This is a genomic window from Treponema pedis, from assembly GCF_017161325.1.
Classification (GTDB): Bacteria; Spirochaetota; Spirochaetia; order Treponematales; family Treponemataceae; genus Treponema_B; species Treponema_B pedis.
Genome location: NZ_CP045670.1, coordinates 1,111,082 through 1,137,238, shown reverse-complemented (window position 1 = coordinate 1,137,238; position 26,157 = coordinate 1,111,082). Strand labels below are relative to the sequence as shown.

Below are 26,157 nucleotides of genomic sequence, written 5' to 3'. Positions count from 1 at the left end.
ACCTACGGCAATTTAATCCGCACTGAAATCCTCTAAACGAATTGCAGTGCGGATATAAAATTTTATTGTTTTACTTTTTTAATTACATCGATAACGGAACCGTCTCGGTACTCCACTACGGCAACAACCTCATCGGAGAATTCTATCGCTTCGGATTCTCCCGTAAGAAATTTCGCTCTTTCGATAAGCTCGTCCATTTCGATAAGTTCTATACCGGCTTTTTTAAAATTAGTCTTTAAGTCTTCACGCAAAGGGTTTACGGTTATTCCCAATTCCGTTACAAGAACATCTACGGTTTCTCCCGGAGTAACAATTGTAGTTACCCGGTCGATAACTATAGGAAGCCTGCCTCTTAAAAGAGGGGCGACTATTATAGACATTTTTGCACAGGCTGCGGCATCGGAGTGTCCTCCCGAAGCGGCTCTAATTACCCCGTTGGAACCTGAAATTACATTTACGTTAAAATCCCTGTCTATTTCCAATGCGCTTAAAACGACAAAATCCAATTTATTTACAGCCGCCGATTTATTAAAGGGGCTTGCATAAAAATCGGCACTTATTTCTTTATGGCCGGGATTTTTTGTAAGGGATTCCACTCCGCCCAAATCGAAATCCTGAACGTCGAAAATTTCTTTAACCAATCCTTCTTCCAATAATTCGGCAAAAGCGGCGGTTATTCCGCCTAAGGCGTAGCTGCATTTAATGTTTCTTTTTAACATTTCTTCTTTTATGAAACGTGTTACCGCTAAAGCCGCTCCGCCCGAACCGGTTTGCATGGAAAATCCGTCGGTAAAGTATCCTGAAGCCGTCATAGCTTTTACGGCATTTTTAGCTATCAATATTTCTTTCGGATTTTTTGTAAACCGTGTCGCTCCCGACATAATACCTTCGGAATCTCCTATTTCATCTACCTTAACTACAAAATCCACATCCGTCTGCGGTATGCTTATAGGATTATTGGGATAATCGACAAGGCAATCCGTAATAAGAATAACCTTTTCCGCATAACGGGCATCCACCATTGCATAACCTAAAGAACCGCAAACGGATTTACCTACAACTCCGTTTGCATTGCCCATACAATCCGAAGACGGAACGCCTAAAAAAGCAACGTCTATTTTTAAATCGCCTTCTACAATGGCTCTTGCACGCCCCCCGTGAGAGCGGATAACGGCAGGGGAAGCCAATATTCCGTTTGATACTGCTTCTGCAAGTTTTCCGCGGACACCGCTTGACTCTATTCTGTTTACGACTCCGTTTTCGATGTGTTCTACCATACATTCGTGGGCTGCGGTAAAAGAACTGGCGGCAACTCTCAAATCTTTAAAACCCATTTTTGCAAGAACATTCATTACCATGGGAAGAACCTTATCGCCGTCTCTAAAGTGATGGTGAAATGAAATCGTCATTCCGTTTTTTAAACCGGTTTTTTTAACGGCTTCTTCAATTGTTTCAACCACCTTACATCTTCTTACACGGTCTTTTAAAGTCTTTCCTTCCTCCATTGTTCCTTCAGGTTGAAAAGCGAACGGCGAAACATAGGCCTGTCTGTTTTCATATCCTTTTATTGAAGAAAGCAATTTTTTATCTACTCTTTTTTCTTTCACTTTAAATGTCCTCCTCTTCCGGTTTGAGCCCGGAGGCTGCCGCTAAATTTAAGATATGCTCGGCTCTTTCAATAATGGGCTTGTCTATCATTTTTCCGTCAACGGTAAAAACGCCCTTACCTTCTTTTAACGCTTCTTCTTTAGCTCTTATAATTTTAAGCGATTTTTTTACTAAGGCTTCATCAGGGGTATATATTTGATGAATGAGCTCTATTTGTGCAGGGTGTATAAGCGATTTACCGTCAAAGCCCATTTGTTTAATCATAGAGGCTTCTTTTATAAAACCTTCTTCGTTTTCAATATCGGAATACACCGAGTCCAATGCCGCAATACCGGCAGCTCTGGCAGCCATTACTATCATTGCTCTGCCCGTCATTATTTCTATACCGCTTTCCGAACGAGTTGTTTTTAAATTTGTAACGTAGTCTTCGCCGCCCAAGGCCATACCTATCAGTCGGGAAGAAGACCTTGCAATTTCCAAGGCGTTTAACGCTCCAAGCGGGCTTTCTATTGCAGCCATTATCTTGGTAGTACCTACGGGAATACCCGCAGCCTTTTCAATTCTTTCGATATGCGCTTCTACCGTTTTTACATCTTCAGCACAGTCGGTTTTGGGTATTCTTATTACCTCTACTCCGGCTCTTACGGCAGCCTCCAAATCTTCTATGCCGAATTCCGTATCCAAGGCGTTTATTCTAACTACGGTTTCTATTCCGAGTTCTTTGTAAAAAGAGCCGAATTTTTTCATCATATTGTAAAATAGAATTCTTGCGGAATCTTTTTCGGTAATTGCTACCGAATCTTCCAAATCAAACATCACCGAATCCGGTTTATACACATAAGCGTCCCGCATAGGCCCCGGTTTGGTTGCGGGAACGAACAGCATTGATCTTCTCAGTTTCATTTTTTATCTACCTCTTATTTCCACGGATAATTAGTGCTTTCACAGCTTCGTAAAACGGCGGTCTGCACTCGGCTTTCTATTACGGCTTCTATGGCTCCGTTATCGTCTGCAACTACTTTAGCATTTTTTACCGACATTTTTTCCAGTGTTTCCAAAACGGTTTTTCGGATATTTTCACCGAACTGTCCCATAACCTTGCTCGTTAAAGATAATTCTATCCCCCGCTCACAAGGTTCCACGGATATTAAAATATCGCTTTTTTCCGTACTTCCCGCACAGGCTGTCAATTTTAATTCCATACATTTACTCCTCTATTTGAATATTGCCAATAAGGTTCCCGCCGCAACGGCAGACCCTATTACTCCCGCTACATTAGGACCCATTGCATGCATAAGCAAAAAATTGGAAGGATTTTCTTCTTGTCCGAGTTTTTGTACAACTCTTGCCGACATCGGAACCGCACTTACTCCGGCAGCCCCTATCATAGGATTTATCTTTCCGCCTGAAAGTTTGCACATACATTTTCCGAAAACAACCCCTCCTATAGTGCCGAAGGCAAAAGCAAAAAGCCCTAAAAGAAGAATCTTAATTGTAGCAAATGTCAAAAACGTTTCCGCATTTGCCGTAGCGCCTACAGTTGTTCCCAGACATATTGTTATAATATACAGCATCGCTCCCCGTGCATGTTCCACAAGGTTGGGAACTGCTCCCGATTCTTTTATAAGGTTTCCGAGCATAAGCATTCCTATAAGCGGTGATGAAGACGGAATAAGCAGAATAACAATTATCGTAACAATTATCGGAAATAAAATTTTTTCTCTTTTGCTTACTTCTCTAAGCTGTACCATTTTTATTTTTCGCTCTTTCTTTGTAGTTAAAAGTTTAATAATAGGAGGCTGTATTACAGGAACTAACGCCATATAAGAATAAGCTGCAACGGCAATGGGGCCTAAAAGCTCCGGGGCAAGTTTTGAAGTAAGATAAATTGAGGTAGGTCCGTCCGCTCCTCCTATAATTCCGACGGAAGCCGAGGCGTTACCCGAAAACCCCAGCATAACCGAACCTATAAAGGCTGCAAAGATTCCGAATTGGGCGGCGGCTCCCAGCAATAGACTTTTAGGATTTGCAATAAGAGGCCCGAAGTCCGTGCTTGCCCCTATTGCCAAAAATATCATAGGGGGATATATACCCAATTTTACGCCCTTATAAAGCCAATACAAAAGGCCTCCTTCTTCCATTAAACCCGCATTCGGAACGCCCGGCAAATTTACCAAAAGCATTCCGAAAGAAATGGGCAAAAGAAGATAAGGTTCGTATCCTTTTTTTATTGCTAAATATATAAGGACAAGGGCTATTATAATCATAATCGCCTTATTAAGAGTAAGCATATAAAGCCCTGTTGTCGTATATAATGTATTTATCAATTCCATAATGATATTCCTATTCAAGGGTAAGCAAGACTTTGCCCGTTTCTACATTTTCGCCTTTTAAAACGGATATTGTTTTAATTCTTCCTGCAAGAGGAGCTACAATGGGGGTTTGCATTTTCATTGCTTCCAAAACTATCAGCTCCTCTCCTTCCGAAACCGTATCTCCTACGGAAACAAAAATATCCAAAACCAAGCCCTGCATAGGAGCTTCAACCGCAATACCGCCTGCGCTTTCCGTTTTTTCAAAATTATCTTTTTTTTCAAGAGGCGTATCATTGCATACTGATATTACACCGTCTTTTTCGGTAACGGATTCAAGTTCCACCTCATATACCTTGTTATCGATTTTTATTTTATAAACCTTTATCATTTTATTTCTCCCAATTCTTTTACTGAACGTATATGTATAACGGCACCGTCTTTTTCCCCTGCGGCTTCCATTGCCGCAACTGCGGCCGCAACTCTTATTTTTTCATCACCGTAATTTATGCGGTGTTTTCCGGTGTTCGTATCCGTTTCTTTTTTTAATTTTTTATCCGAAACGGTTTTTTCCTTCGGAATGTATTTCATAAAAGAAACAATCAACGAAATTAAAATAAGAACAACAAAGACGACGGCCATACTTACCGATGTTATATAAACGGCTTCGGTAATACCTATATATCCGTTTTCCGTTAAAAAACCTTTCACTATTTCTCCTTAAATTAAACAATATAAATATGCCGCTCTTTTATTTTAGGAGCATATTTTTTTTCAAGATAGCCTTGCGCTATTTTAGGAAACATAGAATATGTTAAAACATCTTCTTCCGTTTTTGCAAAAGCTTTTGATTCTTCCTTTAACTTATCGTACTCATTATTAATCAAATCGGCAGGTCTTCCGGTAAAAACCTCTTCACTCCCTATAATTTTTTCTTTTATCTCCGCCGAAATAATTGCCGGAGGTTTGCCGTACAAGCCTTTTACATAGTCCTTAATTTCTTTCGCTATCGTTTTATAACGCTCGCCTGAAAGCACATTAAAAACGGCTTGTGTCCCTACCATCTGGCTTAAGGGAGTTACCAAAGGAGGATAACCCATATCCTTTCTTACTTCGGGTATTTCCCTTAAAACCTCTTCATATCTATGTTCAGCTTTTTGGGATTTTAACTGTAAAAGCATATTGGAAAGCATACCGCCCGGGAGCTGATATTCTATGATAGAAGGCTCCGTCATAAGGGCTTGCGGATTCATAATACCCTGTTCCATATATTTATTTCTTATAGGTTTAAAGTATTCGGCTATTTTTTTTAATATATCCATGTCCAACCCTGTGCCGTATCCCAATTCCTGTAATGCCCGTCCGATACTTTCGGTTGCAGGCTGAGAGCTTCCTCCCGCCAACGGAGATATTGCCGTATCGATTATATCAACACCGGCTTCAACCGCTTTTAAATAAGACATACTTGCAAGACCCGCCGTAGCATGCGTATGAAGTTCAAGCGGAACCGTTAAAACGCTTTTTAATTCTTTTATCAGTTTAAAAGAAACATCGGGAAGTAAGATTCCCGACATATCTTTTACCGCTATAGAATCCGCTCCGAGTTTTTGCATTTCCATTGCAAGCTTTTTATAGTACTCAATTGTATGAAAGGGACTTATAGTATAACATATAGTAAGCTGAGCATGCCCTTTATATTTTTTTACGGAAAGGCAAGCTTGTTTTAAATTCCTTATATCGTTTAATGCATCAAAGATGCGTATTACATCAATTCCGTTGTAAACGGCTTTTTCGATAAATTTATCTACGACATCATCGGCATAATGCCTGTACCCTAAAAGATTTTGCCCGCGTAAAAGCATTTGCAGTTTTGTATGTTTCGTACGTTTTCGAATTTCTCTAAGCCTGTCCCAAGGGTCTTCTTCTAAAAAGCGGATTGCGGCATCAAAGGTTGCACCGCCCCACATTTCCATAGAATAATACCCCGCCATATCCATAGTTTCAACTATGGGCAGCATTTCTTCCGTTTTTAAACGGGTGGCCATCAGCGATTGATGACCGTCCCGTAAACAGGTTTCCATAATTTTAACAGTTTTCACTAAATTTTACCTGCCGTTTAAATTTACGATTATGCAAAAATTCCGAATATTATGGAACCCAAAATAAGCATCATAGCTCCGCCTATACGCGAGGAAATTTGTGCAAAAGACATAAGCTCCATTCTGTTAGCGGCGCCTAAAACGGCAACATCTCCCGCGCCGCCTCTGTTAGCCATACAAAGCCCTGCCGTAATACCGGCTTCGATAGGATAAAATTTCATTTTTTTAGCAACAAACATTATAAAAATTACCGCTCCGAAAACAATGGAAAGAGCTATTACCAGATTTGAAAAAGAAAGAGCCGCTAAAATTTCTTTTACATCGGTCGAAAAACCTACGGACGTCATCAATATCCAAATAGTATATTTGGAAAAAAAGTTTTGCATTATTTTTGCGCCCGTCTTCAATTTTTGCGGAATTACTCCCGCTATATTTAAAATCATAGTTAAAATAATTAAAAAGGCAAGTCTATGTATTTCGAACGAAAATCCGAAACTTTCCCAAACCTCTCCTAAAATATGAGCTGCAATAAACAATATACCGGTCATTACAAAAGCCGCAAAACATCAATCATTTCACATTTTACGGACGCTTCTTCAGTCTTAATTTGTTCATTGGAAGAATTCATTACCAAATTGCCGTTACCCGTAAGTGCGGCTCTTTTTTCTCCGAGCTTATTTAAAACGGCACCCGTTAAAATTGCAATAATATTTGCAATAGTAAGTATGGAAATTGCGAATGCAAACCATTCGCTTGCCGGCTTACCCGTTTTTGAAGCCCACATTTCCGACATGGGAATCGCTCCCGCACCCGTTCCGCCTCCCATTATCGGAAGAACATAGTTCATTATAACATCTATAGGATTTTTTCCGAAGATTAGCCCCGAAAGAACACCTGAAACCGCAGCTCCGATTACCCCTATTATTATAAGGGGAATATAACCGCTTAGAGATTTTATCAAGATTTTTCTGTCGATTGTCAAAACGGAGCCTACAATAAGCGCCGGAATAAATATTTCCAAAAAGTTTACCGGCTGTTTGCCGTAAAAAATATTTACGGATTTTATAACCGGCTCGGGAACAAGTTTGTAGGTACCGAAAATCGCAGCGGCAAAGAAAACCATTACCGTACCGCCGCCTACATAACTGTTCCAAAACGGAATCCTGTCGCCTATTTCTCCGAACAAAATACCAAAAACCGCAAGCAATGCGAATATTGATATAAAGTTGGACCTTAAAAACCCGGATTCTTTTTCACCGAACGGAACATAAATCGTAACACAGGTTAGAACCAACATGCATAAGAAGATTGGGAAATTTAAACCGCCCCATTTACCTTCCCGAATATCGAACAATTCCTTAAAATTCTTTTTCGCCATATACCCTCCTAGTTGTATACTGCATACTGTATACAGAATACAGTAATTTTTTTCTTTTGTCAACAACAGGTATATTATTTTATAGAAATAAAAACATTTATTTCAGTTCGGTCATTTTTTCCAAGACAAAATTCATAGATTTTTTTAAGTGAATTTTATTGAGCTTTAAGGCCTCGTCGATATCCTTTTTCTTAATAATCTCGACCAATTTACAATGCTCGTCAAAGGCTTCTTTAAGGCGGGTTTCGTCTTGCAGACACAAAAGACGGAATCTTTTTGAATATTCTTTCATATTGTTTATAAGTTTGGAAACATGTTTCAATCGGGATATGTTGTAAAGAGTTTGATTAAACTTTTCAAACATAGCTATAATTTCTTCATAAGGGGCTTTATTTTCTATAAGACTTGCGGTTTTCGTTAAAATATTATCAACCGCCGCCATATTTTCGCTGTATTTTTTTATAACTTCTTTTATGACTATACATTCCAAAGCTTCTCTTATCAAATAAATTTCTTCTATATCTTGAACCGATATATAATTTACTATAACGCCGCCTTTTTCGGAACAGGATACAAACCCTTCAAGTTCCAGCATACGCAAGGCTTCCCTCAAAGGCGTCCTGCTTACACCGAGTTTTTCGGAAAAATCCACTTCTACAATTCTTTCTCCTGAAGAAATTTTTCCGCTAAAAATCATATCTTTTAATCCGTCGTATACCTGTTCCCTGATAGGCTTCATTTTTTTTATAACCATATATCTTCCCTATTCCAAACTTATTTTAAATATATTTTATTATAAACTCTTTTCCGATATCGGTGCAAGCCGTAAACGTAAAAATTATTAAAAATTCTCAATCCTTTACGGAAATTACGGCACCGTTTTTATCGAAATCGGATTCCTGCAAAATGTTTCCGACATTGTCGTATTCGGTTTCGCTTTTTAATTTTCCGTTTTTATAAAACCGTTTTAAAATTCCCCGATGTTTAAATTTTCTTCGTAATCTTCCGGAGTATAATTTTTTTATAAATTTTACCTCTTGCGGAATAAAAAGAAGAACTGTTACGATAAGAACCGGAGGAACGGCATGAATATGGGAGCCGGTATATTTACGACTATAATATTCATACTTGACTTCATTATTTCCTTATTGTATCATAATTACAATTAAAAATCCATATTAAAATAAAGAGCGTTATTATGTCCAACAAATTAAAGTCTTACTTGTTCGCTTTTGCGGCAATCGTTTTTTTTGCTTCATCTTTTCCTTTTTCAAGATTTGCTTTAGGGCATTTCGGAGCCGAAGTTTTAGGGTTTCTCAGGTGTTCTATTGCAAGTATTGTTCTTTTAATTATAGGTAAATTTAATAATTTGAGGCGACCGTTTACGGCTAAACATATTCCGTTATTTTTTTTATCGGGAGCCCTCGGTTTCGGGTTATATCTTATAGTGTTTAACACAGGTTTAAAAAGCATTACCGCCGCAACATCGAGTATCATAATAGCCACAACCCCTATTATGACGGCTGCAATAGCTTCTTTTTTTTACGGAGAAAAAATAAGTAAAATAGGCTATGTTTCAATTTTAACCGCTTTTTGCGGTGTTTTAATTATTATACTTTGGAAAGGCATTTTGTCTATAAACATAGGTATTTTATGGACCTTATCGGCTGCGGTTTGTTTTTGCGGATATAATATTTTAAGCAGAAAGCTTGCAAAGATGGGATATACTTCAATAGAAATCGTAACCTACAGTATGATATGCGCCGCAATTATTTTATTGCCGTTTTCTTCAGGCGGATATAAACAAATTCTTACTGCCGACATAAAATACATCGGAAGTCTTATATACTTAGGAATTTTTACCAGCGCATTGGGATACTTTTTATTTAATAAAGGAATTGCAATTGCCGAAAAAACCAGCGACGTTACTAATTTCATTTTCGTTAATCCGCTTATTGCAAGTATTTTAAGCTATCTTGCCTTGGGCGAAACCTTAAATGCCGGCACAATAATAGGCGGAACATTAATTATCGTAAGTATTATCGTCTTTGCACTAAAAGGAGAAAAATAAATCAAAAAATATTGTTTTTACTCTTGCAAAATTTCCGATATATGTATATAATTATTGTATAAACCGAAAGGAGAAATAACCGATATGAACGAAAAAATTCGTGCCGTATCCCCGCCCTCCCTGAAAGTTTAAATTATAAATGTCATTATATTTATAGTATATTTTCTCAATGTAAAAGTAGTTAAATCTCAAAAAGTCGTCCGGTTGGAAGTCTCAAAATGAAGAGCTCCAATTCTAAATTTACTTTAGAAGGTCATACAAGAGCGTATTGTCATGCCCTTTGGAATTTAGACCTTCTTTTATTACGGTGTATTTTATAACACTGTAATTTTTTCGGAGGGACCGTATTGTGAAGTTCGGGATTTATAAAACCTTAACGGGTTTAGATGAAAACAAAAACGCTTCTCAAAAAATTGAAGACGGGTAATTGTATTTAAAGATATAAGTCGAAAATTAAAATCATAAACAAGATTTTACAACAGGCTTATAAAAAACATATTAAATAAATACAAAACTTAAAATTGAGGAGATAAAATGACAAAACGATTTTCTATTCGGAATAAACTTGTTATAGTGTTCGGAATTTTAATTTTAATTGCAGGTGTTATTCTCGGCCTTCTGTCAGTTAACTTAGCAAAAAAGGCGGTAACGGAACGGGTTCAGGCACACTTGCTTGCCAAATCTTCAAGCACGGCGGAAATAATAGACGGAAGAATAACCGCGATGTTTCAATTTTTGGAAGGTGTTGCAAGGGCACCCATACTTAGAAACACCGACAGTTCTTACCGCGAAAAAACCGCTTATTTAAAAAAAGAAGCCGCTTTTAATGATAAAATAAGAAATTTGAATCTATGCGATTTAAACGGAAATCGTTATGCCGAAAACGAACAAACCGTTTTCATTGGCGACAGAGATTGGTATCTGTCCGCCAAAGCCGGAAAGAATTTTTTAAGCGAGCCGCTGGTTTCCCGCTTCAGCGGAGAATTTATTATGTCTTTTGCCGTACCTATTTACGATGATAATCACAAAGTAATATATGTATTGCTTGCAACGGTCAATGCCCAATGGCTTTCGGAACAAATTGACGATATTGTTGTAGGGCAAACAGGTTACTGCTATATTATAGGTTTGAGCGGAACAATGATTGCTCACAAAGATTTCGATTTGGTAAAAAAACAAGAAAACTTTATTGAAGCTGCAAAACAAAATTCTTCTTTTACAACTCTTGCAAATTTTTTAGACCGTGCTATGACCTCGGAACAGGATTACGGTTATTATACACATAACGGCGAAGACAGAATAGCTTCTTTTGCAAAAGTAAAAACCACGGACTGGATTGTAATTATAACAGCCCCCGTAGAAGAATTTATGGGGACAATTCAAACATTAAGAAAATCAATGTATATAATAGGAATCTCTATTTTACTTGGAGCCCTTGTTATTGTTTTCATTACGGCGCACACAATAGTAAAACCTATAAACACCGTAGTAAACGCATTAAAAGATATAGCCCAAGGTGAAGGAGATTTAACGGTACGTCTTCCTATGCACGGTAATGATGAAATTACCGACCTCGCCCAATACTTTAACAAAACCATCGAAAAAATAGGAACGCTAATTAAGTCGGTAAGTAATAATTCCAATACTATGCAAAGCATAGGCGAAGCTCTTGCAAGCAATATGACTGAAACCGCAAGCTCAATAAACCAAATAAGTGCAAACATTGACGGTGTAAAACACCAAACTATGACGCAAGCCGCAAGCGTTACCGAAACGGCAGCTACCATCGAAGAAATTATACGTACTATAAAACAACTGAATAACAGTATTGAAACTCAGGCAGCTTCGGTTGCTCAGTCCTCCTCCTCCGTTGAACAAATGGTAGCCAATATCGCTTCAATTACTCAAACTTTAGAAAAAAGCGACGGTATTATTAAGTCCTTGGCAGGAGCTACGGCGGACGGTAAAGACACTCTCTCATCTTCCAATAATATAACACAAAAGATTACGGAAGAATCCGGTTCTCTTATGGAAGCAAGTTCCGTTATTCAGCACATAGCAAGCCAAACAAATCTTTTAGCTATGAATGCGGCTATTGAAGCCGCCCACGCAGGCGATGCGGGAAAGGGCTTTGCCGTTGTAGCGGACGAAATCAGAAAACTGGCGGAAGAATCTTCCGCACAGGGTAAAACCATTACATCGACATTAAAAAATCTTTCAAATGAAATTGAAACCCTTTCTGAGGCTTCAAAAACCGTAGAAGAAAAGTTTAATGCAATCTTTTCGTTAGCGGAAAGCGTCAAGGAAATGAGCAATCGTATTATGGAGGCTATGCATGAACAGTCAAACGGAAGCAAGGAAGTATTAAGCGCAATACGCAACATAAATGAGGTTACAATAGAAGTAAAAGCCGGTTCCGAAGAAATGCTTAAAGGCGGTGAAGGCGTTGCGGAAGAGATGAATAAACTTGACGGCTTAACCCGTACTATAACCGACAGTATGAACGAGATGGCTTCAGGAGCTATTCAGATAAATAATGCGGTACAGGAAGTAAACGATATTACTCAAAAAAATAAGATGAGTATCGAATCCTTAGTACGAGAGGTAAATAAATTTAAGGTTTAATAATTTTAAAATGCAAAAACTTAAGGTTATGGGACTTGATTTTCCCTGGTCCTCAAGTTTTTATTAAAAAGCTTAAACTTTTTTCCCCCGCTTTTTTATACCGTATAAAAGGGCGGGGGTTTATTTAATTTAACCGCCCGAAAGTGCAAAAAACCCTTTTGCTTCGATAAAAGCCCCTCTTCTTCTTTTCGGACTCTTTCTTTTATGACCTTTCTATCTTACATATTTTTTAAAAATTGTGTATACTGAAAATTATGGGAAAAACTTTTGTTTTTGTAAACCAAAAAGGCGGGGTAGGTAAAACTACCTCCGTTATCAATTTGGGAGCGTATATCGCATTGGCAGGAAAAAAAACTCTTTTAATTGATTTCGACCCGCAAGGGAATATGTCATCGGGTGTGGGCGTACAAAAAAAACGTCCCACTATTTATGACGCTCTTGCTCAAAAAAGCGAATTTAAAAAAACCGTTTATCAAACCGCCGTACCTAACCTTTTTGCGGTTCCCGCTTCGATAGATTTATCGGGAGCAACCGTTGAGCTTGTCGATGAGCAAAACAGGGAGTTTTATTTAAAAAATCTCCTTGCGGAAGTAAAAAGCGAGTATGATTATATTTTAATAGATTGTCCGCCGTCCTTAGGGATTTTAACGCTTAACGGACTTGCAGCCGCAGATGAAGTATATATTCCGCTTCAATGCGAATACTTCGCTCTTGAAGGGTTAACCCTTTTACTTCAAACAGTACAACGCGTTCAAAAAAGCATAAATCCGAATTTACAAATAGGCGGTATTTTTTTTACTATGTACGATTCAAGAACAAACTTGGCGCAGGAAGTAGTTCAACAAGTTTCAAGCTATTTTAAAGATAAGGTCTTTGCCACAATTATACCGCGGAATGTAAGACTTTCCGAAGCGCCTTCCCACGGACTGCCTATTTGCAGTTACGATGCAAAATGCGTCGGTGCAAGAAGCTACGAAAAATTGGCAAAAGAGGTTATGCTCCATGTCTAAAAAACCGGCTTTAGGCAAGGGCCTTGACGCTCTTTTATCGGATAATAGCCCCGAACTCTCTGAAGAACCAGCAGTAACCGCGGAAGGAACAATAATAAACTTAAATCCGAGCTTACTTAAACCGAATCCGTACCAGCCCCGAAAAACTTTCGATGAAGAAACGATTGAAGAGCTTGCTTCTTCTATAAAAGAACACGGAATTATTCAGCCCATAGTAGCCGAACAAACGGAAAACGGAAGCTATTTTATAATTTCAGGCGAACGGAGAACACGGGCTGCAACAAGTTTAGGTTTAAAAACAGTGCCTGTTATTTTGCGCTCATTTGCAGATAATAAAAAGCTTGAAGTCGCCTTAATCGAAAATATTCAGCGTGAAGATTTAAATGCTTTGGAAGAGGCTCTTGCATATCAGGAAATTATGAATATTTCGAATATTAACCACGAAGAACTTGCAAGACGTGTAGGTAAAAGCCGTTCGGCAATTACCAACAGTTTAAGAATTTTAAAATTGCCTGAAGAAATGCAGGAAGCGGTGCGGTTAAATAAAATTTCGGCGGGACATGCCCGCTCTCTTTTGTCCGTAGTAAATCCGGCGGACCAACAGGTTTTATTCGGCAGAATTATAGAATCGAATTTGTCCGTGCGGGAAACCGAAGCTATGGCGGCAAATTTTAATTCGGGCGTAGGCAGAATTGCAAAAAAAGACAAAAAAGAAAAAACTTCAAGCGGCGAAGATAATTTTGAATTGCGAGATATAGAACAGCAGTTTATAAATTCGCTCGGAACAAAGGTTCAAATAAAAGGTACTTTAAAAAAAGGAACCGTAGAGATTTCTTATTTTTCAAAAGATGATTTGGATTCTCTTTATCAAAAATTGAAAAACGGTTAATAAGGTAAGCCGACGGACAATTGCAAATCGGCAACCTGATATTATTTGTGAGGTAGATATGAAAAAAGGTTATGTTCAAGTTTATACCGGCGACGGTAAGGGAAAAACCACTGCGGCATTCGGATTGGCTTTGCGGGCTGTGTGTGCCGGCTACAAAGTTTATATCGGGCAATTTTTAAAGGGAATGAGCTATAGCGAACTGAAAGCCCCCGAGTATTTGCCCAATCTTGTGATTGAGCAATACGGAGAAGCTCATTTTGTACACAATGACCCAAGCGAAAAAGATATTGCCCGTGCAAATGAAGGCTTGGACAAAATAGAAAAAATTATAATGTCCGGCGAGTACGATGTAGTAATTATGGAAGAAGTGAATGTTGCTTTGCTTTACGGGCTTTTTGATATCGAACGCATTTTAAACATCATAAAAAATAAGCCTGATACCGTAGAGCTTATTTTAACCGGACGTTATGCAAATAAAAAGATTATAGAAGCTGCGGACCTTGTAACCGAAATGAAAATGATTAAGCATTACTTTAATGACGGGGTACAGGCACGCCGCGGAATTGAATCTTAAATTTTAAAAAAAAACATTAGTGCCCTACGGTAATTAAATCCGCTTTATTTTGCTTTTTTAAAAGGTTTTAGTTATGGAAAAATACTTTGAAAAACTTTGCAGCATACTTGAAAAAGATATGCCCGTATCGGTTCAAACTCACGACTTCCCCGACCATGACGCAATAGGGGCGGCATACTCTCTTGCGGTATTGTTGGAGCTTTACGGATATAAAACCGAAATTGCTTACGGCGGGCTGATTCAAAGTTTGCCTTTAACGGAATTTGTAAAATTTTTAAACCGGCGGTTAATATCCTTAGACGAAATCGAAGACTTAAAAAAATATCAAGTTATCATAGTAGACGGCTCGCCTTTTAAAGGAACGGTAAAAACCGTCGGAGGAATTTTAAAAGGCGTAATAGACCATCATCCTCCGCGTGCAAAATCGACGGCTGCCTTTACCGATATACGGCCTGAAATGGGGGCCTGTTGCTCTATTATTTGGTCTTATTGGAAGGAAGCCGGAAAAGAATATGACGGAATAACTGCCGCAGCCTTAATGACGGGCATTCAGCTTGATACGAATTTTTTATCAAGACATGTAAGCCGAGAGGATATGGACGCTTATTACGAACTTTATTTTAAAGTCGACGTTCAAGCGACACAACAAATGATTAAAACTACAATTAATGTAAACGAGCTTGAAGAAATAGGAAGGGCTTTTACAAGTTATATACGTATCGGTAATTTTCTTCTTGTAGAATTGGAAAAAGATTATTCCAGAGCGTTACTTTCCGTTGTTGCGGATTTTTTATTATGGCTAAAAGACATCGCTTTTGTAATTGTAATAGAAACCTGCGGCGAAGAATTTAAACTTTCCGCACGCAGTCGCGACAAGGCTTTGGACGCAGGCTATATAATTCAAAGTGCCGTAAAAGGAATAGGCTCCGGAGGAGGCCATGCTCACATGGCAGGCGGAGTTATAAAAGCAAAAAAATACCCGGGTAAAAAAGCTTTTTTAGGTTTAATTCTTGAAAAGGCTAATTCAATAGGAAAAAAGGAATCATTGTGGAAGAAGTTAATGCAAAAATTTTAAAGCGAATTCAAACAAAAGAAAGAGAAATTATACTTTTAGGCACAGCCCATGTTTCAAAGGAAAGTATAAAAGAAGTTGAAACTGTAATTCGGGAAGAAATGCCCGATTGCGTATGTGTAGAGCTGGACGAAACACGTTACAAAGCTCTCGTTTCGGAAAAGAGTTGGCAGGAAATAGATATTTCCAAAATACTTAAAGAAGGAAAGGGCTTTCTTCTTCTTGCCAATCTTGTTTTAGCATCGTTTCAAAAAAAATTGGGCTCGGATTTGGGGGTAAAACCCGGATATGAAATGAAAGCCGCAATTGAAGTTTCGCAAGAACTCGAAATAAAAACCGAAATGGTAGACCGTCCCATTCATACGACCTTAAAAAGAGCTTGGGCAAAAAGCCGCGGAATGGGAAGGTCAAAACTTTTGGCGGCACTTTTAAGTGCAGGCTTTTCAAACGAAAAGCTGGACGAAGCCGAAATAGAAAAATTAAAAACCCAAAGTGCAATGGATAATATGATGGAAGAAATGGCGGAGTATCTTCCGAAGGTAAAAGAAGTTTTAATTGATGAGCGCGACCGTTATCTGGCTTCAAAAATTTGGGAAAGTAAAGGAAAAAAAATTATTGCGGTATTAGGAGCCGGCCATCTTCCCGGAACGGAACGTTTTATAAAAGAGCTGGAAGAGGGAACAAAAACAACCGATGTTTCCGATATTGAAGTTATTCCGCCTAAATCGGCAATAAGTAAAATAGCGGCTTGGATATTCCCCATCACAATTATCTCCTTAATTGCTTTAGGGTTTTACAAGGGCGGCGGAGCAAAGACGGGGCAAATGCTTACCTCATTTATTTTTTGGAACGGCGGTCTTGCCGCAATCGGAGCGCTTATCGCTTTGGGGCACCCGCTTTCTATTTTAGTATCGTTTTTGGGCGCTCCCGTTACAACCGTAAACCCCTTTTTGGGTATAGGAATGCTTTCGGGGCTTGTTCAGGCATGGGCAAAAAAACCTCAAGTCCGGGATATGGAAAATCTGACCTCCGATACTTCAACCGTAAAAGGCTGGTATAAAAACAGAATTACAAAGGTTTTACTGGTGCTGATTCTTTCATCGCTGGGAAGCGCCATAGGCACTTTTATTACGGTCCCGGCGCTGATTGCAAATTTATCTTTTTAAATTATACATTATTATTGTCGATTGCATAAAAACACAAGGGGGTATAAAATCATCAACCGAAAGACATTTTCGAATGTCAAGGATTGATGATTTTGTGCTTTCGCAGCGCAAATGAAAACGCTTATAGAATAAGGTAAGGCCTTGCAAAGTAAACTTTCCAATATGCTCCACGTATTTTATCTCAATTGAGCCGCTTGTTGTTCCGCAATAAATTGATTTGAGTAAAGTTTATAATAATATCCCTTTTGTTTTATCAACTCGATATGGCTGCCCGCTTCAAGCATCTTGCCGTTTTCAACGACAATAATTTTATCGGCATTGCGGATAGTGGAAAGCCTGTGTGCAACAACAAAAGAAGTTCTTCCGGATAAAACCTTGGAAATTGCATTTTGAATTTTTTGCTCCGTTTCGGTATCGATTGAAGAAGTCGCTTCATCTAAAACAAAAAGCCGCGGATTCCGTACAATAGTTCTTGCAAAAGAAATAAGCTGCTTTTGTCCTGTAGAAAGTAAACTTCCGCCTTCTCCTACAGGCGTATCGTAACCTTTTTCCATTGACATAATAAAATCATGAGCGTCCACCAGTTTTGCAGCTTCTATAATTTCTTCATCGGTTGCATCCAATTTCCCGTAACGGATATTTTCCGCTATAGTGCCTGAAAATAAATGCGGAGATTGTAAAACATAACCTAAGTTTTCATGAATCCAGTTTTCGCTCATATCGGTGTAATCGATTCCGTCTACCAAAATACGACCCTTTTTGGGCTCATAAAATCTGCAAAATAAATTTACAATCGTCGATTTTCCCGCACCGGTTGCACCGACTAAGGCAACGGTTTCACCCGCAGTTACCGATAAATTAAAATCCGTTAAAACCGGCTCTCCTTCTTTGTACCAAAAGAAAACATTTTCAAACCGCACCGAACCAGTAACGGGAGGACGCTTTTCTTTTGTAGGATTTAAAGCCGTACCGTATTTTTTTACAACTTCGCTTTTTTCTATGATGTCGGATTTTTCTTCAAGAAGCCCGAATATTCTTTCCGCAGCGGCTTGCGCGGAAATAAATTCCGCAAACAAATCGGCAGCTTCGGCAAGAGGCCCGTTAAATTGAGTAACATAAGAAAAAAACGCTACAAGCATTCCCAGCGTAATTGCAGCTGAAATTACGGAACTTCCTCCGTATATTACCATTAAACCTATTCCCAAGGAGCCTATTAACTGGACGGAAGGCATAAGCACTGAAGAAATTAAAATACCGCGGATTGAACTTGTTTTCATTTCTTCGGTTTTTGCTTCAAATTCTTTTGCATTTAATTGTTCGCGAACAAGTGTTTTTGTAGTTTTTGCTCCCTGAATATCTTCGTTGTATGCGGCGGTTAATTGCGAATTTATCTTTCGCACTCGTCTTTGTGCGATTAAAATTTTATTTCTTAAATAAACGCTTAATACAATAATTAAAGGTAAGGTTATCATTGCGATAAGCGCAAGTTTTATATTATCCGAAAACATTGCAACAATAACCGAAAGCATTAAACAGCCGCCGAATAAAATGTCGGTTAATCCCCAAGATACAATTCCCGAAAGTTTGTTTATATCGGAAGACATACGCGCCATTAACCAGCCGACGGCATTTTTATCGAAAAATGAAAGCGAAAGAGATTGTAATTTATTAAAGCATTTTATTCTAAGACGATTGCACATTTTTATTTCCAAATCGCCTGCAAACTTTACAAAGAAAAAAACACATATTCCGTAAACTGCTAAAAATATTACCGTAAAAATAATTGCAGGAACAAAGGTTGTTAAATTCTTTTCTTTTACAACGGTGTCTATTATGTATGCGGTAAATTTAGGTTCGACAATTTCCAGCATACCGGTTAAACCGCCCATAGACAAACCTGCTAAAAGTAAAATTTTAAAAAAGCCGAATTCTTTTAAAACTTTTTTCCAAACTCCGGTTTTAAATTTTTCGTTTCCGGTTTCTATCGTATCAAATTCTTCCATAATTTATTTCAGTGTAAACTAAAATATAAAAATATTCAATATATATTTATAAAAGGAATTTAAACCTTAAAAAAATCGACTCTAAAGCCGTTCAAAGCAATATTGAATTTTTATAAACGGTTATATTTTATAAATTGCATCTAACTTTGATTTTGCCGCTTCCGAAAAATGATGACTTACCATTATAACCGTAAGGTCTTTATTATTTAAAAGTTTTTCTTCTATTTCGGAGGCGTTTTTTTCATCAAGAGCGGAGGTTCCTTCGTCAATTAAAAGAATTTTTCTGCCGTGAATTAGAGCCCGTGCAAGTGCAATACGCTGTCTTTGTCCTCCTGAAAAATTTTGTCCGTTTTGTTCGACTATCGTATCAAGTCCGTTTTCGCATTCTTTTATAACGAATTCAAGAGCGGCATCTTTTATTGCCTTTTCCAATTCTTCATTTGAAAAATTACTTCCCAAACAAATATTTTCACGGATAGTACGGTTAAAGATATAAACGTTTTGGTCTATATATGCAACGTTTTCACGCAAGATTTTTTTATCAAGATTTAAAAGCTCGGTGCCGTCATAATAAATTCCGCCTGTGTATTCATTTAACATTCCGGTAAGCAATTTAAACATTGTGGTTTTTTCGCTTCCCGATTCTCCTATAATTCCGTATTTTTTGCCCAATTCAAAATTCATATTTAGATTTGAAAGAATTTTTTTACCTTCGTTATCATAGGAGAAATTTAAATTTTGAATATAAAAATCTTTTTTAAAAGAAGGCGCCGATAATTGTTTTACACTTTCCTGTTCTAAACTTTCAAATTTTTCAAACACAGGTTTTACGGATTTAATTTTTATAATATATCCTGAAAATTCGGAAAGGGATTTGGACAAGGTATCGGCAATTTGAGCCGTTGCCAATATCGTACCGATTGTAACCAATCCTTTAATTGCAAGATAACCGGTAACTCCTATTATCGAAAGATAAAACAGCATTCCTACAGCGGCAATAATTATAGCGGAAACAATATGTTTTTTTACCAGTTTAACCATATCCTTTGCTCTTTCGGTACCTACGGTATGAATTTCTTCGGGAATTAACTTGCGCTTATTAAACGAAAAAAGGGTATCAAAACCCAAAAGTAAATCCTGTAAGCGTATCGTAAAAACACCGATAGTCTGCATTACTTTTTCAGTACCTGCGGCAATTCCTTTTTCAAACAGTTTAGGTAAAAATAATAAAATAACGCCTTCGATTACCGCCAGAACTGCAATAATCCAATGAATACTGATAAGAGATACGAAGGAAATAATAAAAGCTGAAACGGAAATTACAATTTGAAAAACGGGGACTAAACCGTTTTGTTCAACTAACCCCATATCCGCTTCAAACCATGAAGAATATTCTCCCGTATGTTTTTTGTGAAATCCGGTATATGTTGACGATGATATTTTTTGTGCAAGACCGCAGCGTATACCCAATAAGGTTTTTTGCACGGTTTTTGTTCTAATTGTTTCATGCATATAGTTTACGAGATACCCTACAGCATAAATACAGCATACAACGGCAATCGCCCTAAAAAAAAGATTTAAGTTAAGAGCAGCAACGGAATCAAGGACATCTTTTGCATAGTATTTGCCGATAATACTGAAGCCTGAAGAAATACAGCCTAAAAACCATACGAAAACGGTTTCAGGTAAGTATTTTTTAATGTATTTTTTCATTTCTTTCTCCTTAACTTTTTTATTTACAAGGCTTTTGCCGTAAGAAAATTTATTAAACGACAGGAACCGTACATCATTACCGTATCGCCCGACATTTTATACCTTCCTGTACATAAAAATTTTCGTTGTCCGACATAAATAATATAATATAGCGGAATAAAAAAGTCAATCATAATTTTAATATTTATAATAAAATTATTAAAATATTTGATATTATTTTACTAAAAAATACATAATCTTTAATATATTTTTAAATATAAAGCCCCAAAGAAAGTTTCCTTAAAATTTGAAATTTTTATACATCTTACGTATGTTCAGTTTTGTATTGACGATTGAATTTTATAAATACGTTTGTATAAGCCTTCCCGCTTTATAAGCTCTTCGTGTTTTCCCTGTTGAGTTATTTTTCCGTTTTCCAAAACGATAATATTATCGGCATCGCAAACAGTCGAGATTCTATGCGAAATAATTATCATAGTTTTGTTTCCTTTTTCTTTATGCAAAGCCTCTCTTATGTGTATGTCCGTTTGAGTGTCTACCGCAGAAAGAGAATCGTCAAAAATTAAAACGGGAGCATCTTTTATAAGAGTACGCGCAATGGCAAGCCTCTGCTTTTGCCCTCCGGAAAGAGAAACCCCGCGCTCGCCCACAAGAGTGTCATAACCTTTTTCAAAATTGATTATTTCGCCGTCCAGAGAGGCAACTTTGGAATAATGTTTTGCCGTCTTATCGGAAATATCCGGATTACTCAGCTTTATGTTTTCCATAATTGTTCTGCCGTATAAAAAAGGCTCTTGCAAAACAAGTCCGATTTGCGAGCGTATCCAGCCCTTGTCGATAGTATTTAATTCTTTACCGTCAATCTTAATCGAGCCTGAATCGTATTCGTAAAGCCGCGCAAGTAAATGAACCAATGAGCTTTTCCCTGAACCGGTAGGTCCTAAAATTGCCGTTGTTTCTCCGCTTTTTATACTGAAAGAAATATTATCAAGTGCCGGTTTGCTTTTTATTTTATCTTGAGCTTGACCGCTTCCGTTTTCTTTACTTACAGTATCCGCCGTATCCGTTTGCGGATATGTAAATGAAACGGAGTCAAAAATAATGTTGCCCTTAATTTCAGGTTTTTCGTTTGTAGGAAAAATTTCCTCTTCTTTTTCGTTTAAGATTTTTTCAATCCTGTCAACCGCTACAAAGGCTTTTCCTATATTACTTATAATTCTTCCCAAACGGCGCACCGGCCATATAAGCATACCGGTGTACGAAATAAAGGCTACCAAATCGCCCGCTGAGATTTCCGAGCGATATGCCAAAAGACTTCCGTATAAGATAATACCGAAAACTTGCCCAAGAGAAAGAGCATCGGTAAGCCCCCAAAAGACCGCAAAACATTTATTTATTTTCAAATTTTGATTTCTATACGTTTCACTCCGCTTTTTAAATTTTTCCATTTCATACTGATGACGGGTGAACGCTTTTACCACACGTATCCCCGTAAGGTTTTCCTGAACCGCCGTTGTCATCGCAGCTTCATATTCCGTCGCTTTTTTAAACAATTTTTGTATTTTTTTAAAAAATATTACGGAAGAAAAAAACGTAATAGGCATAATCGTAAGCGAGATAAGCATCAGCTTTGTATTTGTCCTCGACATCAGATACAATGTATAAATTACTAAAAACACGGCGCTTACCGTATCCATAATTTGTGAATATAAAGCAAGCCTTACAGTTTCTATGTCGGAAGTACAACGCTGAATTAAATCTCCCGTTTCCGCTTTTGAATGAAATGAATAAGGTAAAAGCTGAATATGATTGTACAGTTTATTCCGTAAATTTTTTATTGAACGCTCCGTTGCAATGCTTGCAAGATTGATTCTTGCAAAGGTAAATACCCCTCTTATAAAAGAGAAAAAAACTATAAAAGCCGCCATAATTAAAAGGCCGGTAAAACCGTTTAAATGATTTTGAAAAGGTGAAATAAAAGATGAAAGCCACGCATCAGGTAAGGCTGCACCGCCTAAAACGGAGTCGATTGTAATTTTAATTAGTTGAGGCTGCATTGCAACAATTACTTGCGAAATAAGCGTAAACATCAATGCGGTAAAATACAAGGAGCCTTGTCCTTTCATATAAGACAGTAATTTTTTTAAGTTGTTCATTTTATACCCCGATTCTTAAAAAACAGTTTAGCATAAAAATTTTTTTTATGCTATAGCATTCTTTTATAAAAGCTTTATACTTGCTTTAATTACGATAAATATGCTATGCTCGTTTTGCAATGAATTCCGAACTTAAAATAAAATATAATAAACTTCTTTCACTTATTTTAGAATACTTGCAAAACGGATTATGTCTTGCACTTTCAGGCGGTGTCGATAGCGGTTTACTGGCAGGAGTTACCGCACGGCTTTTACAAAATAAAACCGTTTATACAAAAACTTTTGCATTGAATTTTTTTAAAAATAAATTTTATGCCGTAACCTTTAAAACTCCTCTTTATTCCGATGAAGAAATTGTTGCGGCAAAAAAATTATGCAAAGAACTGAAAATAAATCATTTTGTTATTCCCGTAGATATGGAAAAAATGCCTAAGGCTCTTTTTAAAAACCCTAAAGACAGATGTTTTATTTGTAAAAAAGCTATGTTTAAAAATGTAATTAAATTCTGTAAAGAAAAAAAACTGTGTACTATTATAGACGGAACGAATTTTGATGACCTTTCGGTTTATCGTCCGGGGAAAAAAGCTTTGGAGGAGCTTAATATAAAAAGCCCGCTTGCCGAATGCGGCTTTACAAAAAATGAAATAAGAAGTCTTGCCGAAGAATTGGAGCTTAATTCCATTGCGAAAAAGCCCTCGGCACCTTGCTTTGCAACGCGCCTTCCTTACGGAACATTTTTGGATATACCTCTTTTAAAAAAAATAGAAGAAAGCGAAAAGTTTTTACACAAAAGCGGTTTTGCGGAATGCCGTATACGTTTTCATAATCCTGTAGTACGTATTGAAATACCTGAAAACCTGTTTACAGAATTTTTAGAGCAAAAGAAAAAAATTATTTCAAAAATAAAGAGCAAGGGGTTTAAATATATAACTCTCGATATTGAGGGCTTACGTTCGGGGAGTATGGACGAGTAAGCCCGATATTAAAGCTCTTGTATGTTTTAAAACAAATTTCAGCTTTGCATTTTTTTTCTTGCTTCTATTTTTACGGGGTCGTAAAAACCTTCTTTCCAGTTAAAGCGCGAAGTATCTTCCAAAAATTCATTTTTACGGCAAGCGGCAATTATTTTGCGGTATTCGCCGCGCTCGATTTCGGTATGCGAAAAATCAAGTAAAAATTTTGCAAAGCCTTTTTTTTCCAGTGCCGTAATTCTGTCGGTAATGGAAAACGGTTTTTCAGGCAATACAAAAGAAGATGACGGAGTTGAAAAGGCTTTAAAGGCTTCTCCTTGCTTATCCGAAAAATATAAAAAGTTATAACTTTCCGGTAAGGTAAAGCGCATTCTAAAAAGAGCGGGATATGCAAATACCGGTATTAAAACCTGTTTTCTCATTCCGGGGGCATAAACCTCTTCCAAGTTTTTTTGAGAATTTTCAATCGGAGAAGTAAATTGCGTAATGCCGTTTTCCTGAAGCCATTTTAAAGCCCATCGGTTAAAACCGTAAAGATATCCGCCCGCAATTAAATTAGCTTTTTTGTTTTTCAGCATTGTAATATGCGCCGGATTATTTACAACAAATTGAGTGTAGCCGCTTTCGGTTAAATAAAGTAAAAAGGTTTCAAGTTCAGCAATTTTATCTTGCGGCATAAAGGGGTCAAGTGAAATAAAAATTTCTTTTTTTGAAAAAGGCAAAGGCTTTCCCGTCGATAAAAATTCTTCAAAACCTTTTTTTGTATCTTCGTTTAAATTAATAATTACCCGCACCGGTTTATCCGAAAGAATTGTATGCAAACTGTTAATTGAAGATACTTGAACGTAAAAGCCGTCGGGGAAAATATCTACATTGGATTTTGTCAGAACGTTTTTTACATCGGCTTTTTTTCCGTTTTTCTTTTGCTTGGAATTTCCCTGAACCGTTTCTTTTACGTCGGCTTTTCCTTCAGGAAAAAGTTTCAGCTCGGGCAATTTTTCATCAAGAGGGCGGCGGCGGTATGCCGATAAATTTTTAGGTAAGATTTGCGGATAGTGTTTACTCATATTTTTTGTCTGCAAAAGATAAACGCTGTCGCCTATGCCGAAATTATCGGGAACTTGCAGCCACGTTTTACCGCCTTCCTCTCGTATATCTTGAAGTTTCCAGCTTTCTCTGCCCTTGTCGTCTTTTGTATGAAGTCTGATAGAATCTCCGAAGGACGGAGTATAACCGCCGCCTTTGAGCAATACATAATGAACCTTTCTTAGAGGTTCTTCTTTTGTTTTGCCTGCAACCTCGGTAATTTTAAAATCGGCGGTTTTTTCTATCGTGCCCAAAAAAATTCCGGTACCGCCTGCCTGTAACGGATTTAAAATATTTTCCGCTTTTGAATTTATAAATAAAAAGGAAGTTTTTTTGCGGGCAAAATCGTTTGCAAGAATTCTTCGTCCGGTTTCAATTGCGGTTTTTTTATCTTTTTCCCAATTATCTAAAACATATCTGTAAGCCGAAACTGCGGTACCTACATATTCGGCACTTTTCATTCTTCCTTCTATCTTAAACGAACGGACTCCCGCTTTTACCAAATCGGGAACATAGTCGATAAGCTGTAAATCGTACGGAGAAAAATAGTAGCCTTCTTTATCCCCTTGAGGCGTATGCGCTTTGTATAAACGGCGGCAGGCTTGCGAACACATTCCGCGGTTTGCGGATTTTCCGCCGAGGTAAGAAGAAAACATACACAAGCCGGATTGACAAATGCAAAGAGCCCCATGAACAAAAACTTCAAGCTCACAGGAAGTTTCCGAATTGATACTTGCAATTTCCGTTAACGAAAGTTCCCGCGCAAGAACTACACGTGAAACCCCGAAACGGCTTAAAGCATTTGCAGCCTTTGCCGAGGCTATATTCATTTGTGTTGAAGCATGCAATTTTAATTTCGGAAAATAAGTTTTTACCATTTGCACAATTCCCAAATCCTGCACTATAATTCCGTCAGGACCTACCGCATTTAAATAATTTAAAAAGCGGTACATTTTTTCCGTTTCGTTTTCTATTAAAACCGTATTTACGGTAACATAAACTTTTTTGTTTTTTTGTGAAGAGTTTCAACGGCGGCTTCAAATTGCGGCCACGCAAAATTGGAAGAGCGCATTCTGGCATTAAAACTTTTTAATCCCAAATATACCGCGTCGGCACCCTCATTTATTGCAGCGTCCAGAGCTTCCGTATTCCCTGCCGGTGCTAAAAGTTCTATATTCATACATCTATTCCTTACATTTAAACTTACAAATGCCCGCCGGCAATTTAAGTATTTTTTCTTGCAAGAAGAGTATAGCATAAAAGAAAATTATCGGCAATGAGAAAGGAAAAGTGTTTTATGCCGAGTTAAAAGCTTTATTTTTATTATACTTATCGTATTTTCCGTAACTATGATTTATTGCAAGAAACGTTTTTTTTTCAGAAAATTTTATTTTTATCAAAGGCAATTTAAAAATATAAATTGC

General features: G+C 37.5%; 21 protein-coding genes and 1 pseudogene. 8 read left to right on the top strand and 14 right to left on the bottom strand.

All coding sequences use genetic code 11. The features are described 5' to 3' along the window. Positions 1-62 precede the first annotated feature (62 nt). From citF to DYQ05_RS04910, 10 genes are all read right to left on the bottom strand, one after another. Positions 63-1,607 carry a citrate lyase subunit alpha gene (gene citF / locus DYQ05_RS04955; protein ID WP_024469095.1) on the bottom strand — a complete coding sequence of 515 codons (1,545 nt, stop codon included), beginning with the start codon at positions 1,605-1,607 and terminating at the stop codon, positions 63-65. 1 nt (position 1,608) lies between these two features. Beyond that, positions 1,609-2,511 (bottom strand): aldolase/citrate lyase family protein, encoded by a 903-nt coding sequence (locus DYQ05_RS04950; protein ID WP_206183957.1) that lies wholly within the window; start codon positions 2,509-2,511, stop codon positions 1,609-1,611. A 14-nt stretch (positions 2,512-2,525) separates the two neighbouring features. Beyond that, positions 2,526-2,810 carry a citrate lyase acyl carrier protein gene (citD, locus tag DYQ05_RS04945; RefSeq protein ID WP_206183956.1) on the bottom strand — a complete coding sequence of 95 codons (285 nt, stop codon included), beginning with the start codon at positions 2,808-2,810 and terminating at the stop codon, positions 2,526-2,528. A gap of 12 nt (positions 2,811-2,822) precedes the next feature. Then, positions 2,823-3,941 (bottom strand): sodium ion-translocating decarboxylase subunit beta, encoded by a 1,119-nt coding sequence (locus tag DYQ05_RS04940; RefSeq protein ID WP_020964840.1) that lies wholly within the window; start codon positions 3,939-3,941, stop codon positions 2,823-2,825. 10 nt (positions 3,942-3,951) lie between these two features. Beyond that, positions 3,952-4,311, bottom strand: coding sequence for a biotin/lipoyl-containing protein (locus tag DYQ05_RS04935; RefSeq protein WP_024467940.1), 360 nt, complete (start codon positions 4,309-4,311; stop codon positions 3,952-3,954). Next, complete coding sequence (locus tag DYQ05_RS04930; RefSeq protein WP_206183955.1) at positions 4,308-4,631, bottom strand: OadG family protein; 324 nt, start codon at positions 4,629-4,631, stop codon at positions 4,308-4,310. Before DYQ05_RS04930 ends, DYQ05_RS04935 begins: the two co-directional genes overlap by 4 nt. Positions 4,632-4,645: 14 nt before the next feature. Further along, positions 4,646-6,019, bottom strand: a complete 1,374-nt coding sequence (locus DYQ05_RS04925; protein ID WP_029409830.1) for an oxaloacetate decarboxylase subunit alpha — start codon at positions 6,017-6,019, stop codon at positions 4,646-4,648. A gap of 29 nt (positions 6,020-6,048) precedes the next feature. Continuing rightward, positions 6,049-6,567 carry a 2-hydroxycarboxylate transporter family protein gene (locus tag DYQ05_RS04920; RefSeq protein WP_206183954.1) on the bottom strand — a complete coding sequence of 173 codons (519 nt, stop codon included), beginning with the start codon at positions 6,565-6,567 and terminating at the stop codon, positions 6,049-6,051. Further along, positions 6,567-7,397, bottom strand: a complete 831-nt coding sequence (locus DYQ05_RS04915) for a 2-hydroxycarboxylate transporter family protein (RefSeq protein WP_206183953.1) — start codon at positions 7,395-7,397, stop codon at positions 6,567-6,569. The genes DYQ05_RS04920 and DYQ05_RS04915 overlap by 1 nt, the downstream gene beginning before the upstream one ends. 97 nt (positions 7,398-7,494) lie before the next feature. After that, the gene (locus tag DYQ05_RS04910) at positions 7,495-8,151 is read right to left on the bottom strand and encodes a GntR family transcriptional regulator (RefSeq protein ID WP_024467936.1); all 657 of its coding nucleotides are present in this window, start codon (positions 8,149-8,151) and stop codon (positions 7,495-7,497) included. A gap of 444 nt (positions 8,152-8,595) precedes the next feature. On the opposite strand from DYQ05_RS04910, the gene DYQ05_RS04905 reads away from it, so the two are divergent. From DYQ05_RS04905 to DYQ05_RS04875, 7 genes are all read left to right on the top strand, one after another. Next, positions 8,596-9,468, top strand: coding sequence for a DMT family transporter (locus DYQ05_RS04905; protein ID WP_024469091.1), 873 nt, complete (start codon positions 8,596-8,598; stop codon positions 9,466-9,468). A gap of 534 nt (positions 9,469-10,002) precedes the next feature. After that, complete coding sequence (locus DYQ05_RS04900; RefSeq protein ID WP_206183952.1) at positions 10,003-12,093, top strand: methyl-accepting chemotaxis protein; 2,091 nt, start codon at positions 10,003-10,005, stop codon at positions 12,091-12,093. A gap of 254 nt (positions 12,094-12,347) precedes the next feature. Further along, a complete protein-coding gene (locus DYQ05_RS04895) occupies positions 12,348-13,103 on the top strand; it encodes a ParA family protein (RefSeq protein WP_020964829.1) in 756 nt (251 codons plus the stop codon). Next, positions 13,096-13,992: a ParB/RepB/Spo0J family partition protein gene (locus DYQ05_RS04890; RefSeq protein ID WP_024467773.1), complete on the top strand. Its 897-nt coding sequence runs from the start codon at positions 13,096-13,098 to the stop codon at positions 13,990-13,992. The genes DYQ05_RS04895 and DYQ05_RS04890 overlap by 8 nt, the downstream gene beginning before the upstream one ends. Positions 13,993-14,011: 19 nt before the next feature. Beyond that, positions 14,012-14,566: a cob(I)yrinic acid a,c-diamide adenosyltransferase gene (cobO, locus tag DYQ05_RS04885; protein ID WP_225969076.1), complete on the top strand. Its 555-nt coding sequence runs from the start codon at positions 14,012-14,014 to the stop codon at positions 14,564-14,566. Between the two features lie 73 nt (positions 14,567-14,639). Continuing rightward, positions 14,640-15,641: a DHH family phosphoesterase gene (locus DYQ05_RS04880; RefSeq protein ID WP_206183951.1), complete on the top strand. Its 1,002-nt coding sequence runs from the start codon at positions 14,640-14,642 to the stop codon at positions 15,639-15,641. Next, entirely contained in the window at positions 15,614-16,804 is a 1,191-nt protein-coding gene (locus tag DYQ05_RS04875; RefSeq protein ID WP_206183950.1) for a TraB/GumN family protein, read from the top strand. Before DYQ05_RS04880 ends, DYQ05_RS04875 begins: the two co-directional genes overlap by 28 nt. A 176-nt stretch (positions 16,805-16,980) precedes the next feature. Here the strand turns inward: DYQ05_RS04875 and DYQ05_RS04870 are convergent, their stop codons facing one another. The 3 genes from DYQ05_RS04870 to DYQ05_RS04860 all read right to left on the bottom strand — a co-directional run bounded on the left by DYQ05_RS04870 (position 16,981) and on the right by DYQ05_RS04860 (position 22,676). Beyond that, positions 16,981-18,807, bottom strand: coding sequence for an ABC transporter ATP-binding protein (locus DYQ05_RS04870; RefSeq protein ID WP_206183949.1), 1,827 nt, complete (start codon positions 18,805-18,807; stop codon positions 16,981-16,983). A gap of 120 nt (positions 18,808-18,927) precedes the next feature. Continuing rightward, complete coding sequence (locus DYQ05_RS04865) at positions 18,928-20,520, bottom strand: ABC transporter ATP-binding protein (RefSeq protein WP_206183948.1); 1,593 nt, start codon at positions 20,518-20,520, stop codon at positions 18,928-18,930. Positions 20,521-20,834: 314 nt separating this feature from the next. Then, positions 20,835-22,676 (bottom strand): ABC transporter ATP-binding protein, encoded by a 1,842-nt coding sequence (locus tag DYQ05_RS04860; RefSeq protein ID WP_206183947.1) that lies wholly within the window; start codon positions 22,674-22,676, stop codon positions 20,835-20,837. A 119-nt stretch (positions 22,677-22,795) separates the two neighbouring features. On the opposite strand from DYQ05_RS04860, the gene larE reads away from it, so the two are divergent. Then, a complete protein-coding gene (gene larE, locus DYQ05_RS04855) occupies positions 22,796-23,650 on the top strand; it encodes an ATP-dependent sacrificial sulfur transferase LarE (protein WP_206183946.1) in 855 nt (284 codons plus the stop codon). A 38-nt stretch (positions 23,651-23,688) separates the two neighbouring features. Here larE and DYQ05_RS04850 read toward each other — a convergent pair. Continuing rightward, positions 23,689-25,913: pseudogene (locus tag DYQ05_RS04850) on the bottom strand (peptidase U32 family protein). Positions 25,914-26,157 lie beyond the last annotated feature (244 nt).

Excerpts from the sequence above, each read along its gene's own strand:
- citD (WP_206183956.1), bottom strand. The coding sequence starts at position 2,810 with ATGGAATTAAAATTGACAGCCTGTGCGGGAAGTACGGAAAAAAGCGAT.
- DYQ05_RS04915 (WP_206183953.1), bottom strand. The coding sequence starts at position 7,397 with ATGGCGAAAAAGAATTTTAAGGAATTGTTCGATATTCGGGAAGGTAAA.
- larE (WP_206183946.1), top strand. The coding sequence starts at position 22,796 with ATGAATTCCGAACTTAAAATAAAATATAATAAACTTCTTTCACTTATT.
- DYQ05_RS04920 (WP_206183954.1), bottom strand. The coding sequence starts at position 6,567 with ATGACCGGTATATTGTTTATTGCAGCTCATATTTTAGGAGAGGTTTGG.
- DYQ05_RS04890 (WP_024467773.1), top strand. The coding sequence starts at position 13,096 with ATGTCTAAAAAACCGGCTTTAGGCAAGGGCCTTGACGCTCTTTTATCG.
- DYQ05_RS04895 (WP_020964829.1), top strand. The coding sequence starts at position 12,348 with ATGGGAAAAACTTTTGTTTTTGTAAACCAAAAAGGCGGGGTAGGTAAA.
- DYQ05_RS04880 (WP_206183951.1), top strand. The coding sequence starts at position 14,640 with ATGGAAAAATACTTTGAAAAACTTTGCAGCATACTTGAAAAAGATATG.
- DYQ05_RS04870 (WP_206183949.1), bottom strand. The coding sequence starts at position 18,807 with ATGGAAGAATTTGATACGATAGAAACCGGAAACGAAAAATTTAAAACC.
- DYQ05_RS04905 (WP_024469091.1), top strand. The coding sequence starts at position 8,596 with ATGTCCAACAAATTAAAGTCTTACTTGTTCGCTTTTGCGGCAATCGTT.
- DYQ05_RS04935 (WP_024467940.1), bottom strand. The coding sequence starts at position 4,311 with ATGATAAAGGTTTATAAAATAAAAATCGATAACAAGGTATATGAGGTG.
- DYQ05_RS04860 (WP_206183947.1), bottom strand. The coding sequence starts at position 22,676 with ATGAACAACTTAAAAAAATTACTGTCTTATATGAAAGGACAAGGCTCC.
- DYQ05_RS04900 (WP_206183952.1), top strand. The coding sequence starts at position 10,003 with ATGACAAAACGATTTTCTATTCGGAATAAACTTGTTATAGTGTTCGGA.
- DYQ05_RS04940 (WP_020964840.1), bottom strand. The coding sequence starts at position 3,941 with ATGGAATTGATAAATACATTATATACGACAACAGGGCTTTATATGCTT.
- DYQ05_RS04910 (WP_024467936.1), bottom strand. The coding sequence starts at position 8,151 with ATGGTTATAAAAAAAATGAAGCCTATCAGGGAACAGGTATACGACGGA.
- DYQ05_RS04950 (WP_206183957.1), bottom strand. The coding sequence starts at position 2,511 with ATGAAACTGAGAAGATCAATGCTGTTCGTTCCCGCAACCAAACCGGGG.
- DYQ05_RS04865 (WP_206183948.1), bottom strand. The coding sequence starts at position 20,520 with ATGAAAAAATACATTAAAAAATACTTACCTGAAACCGTTTTCGTATGG.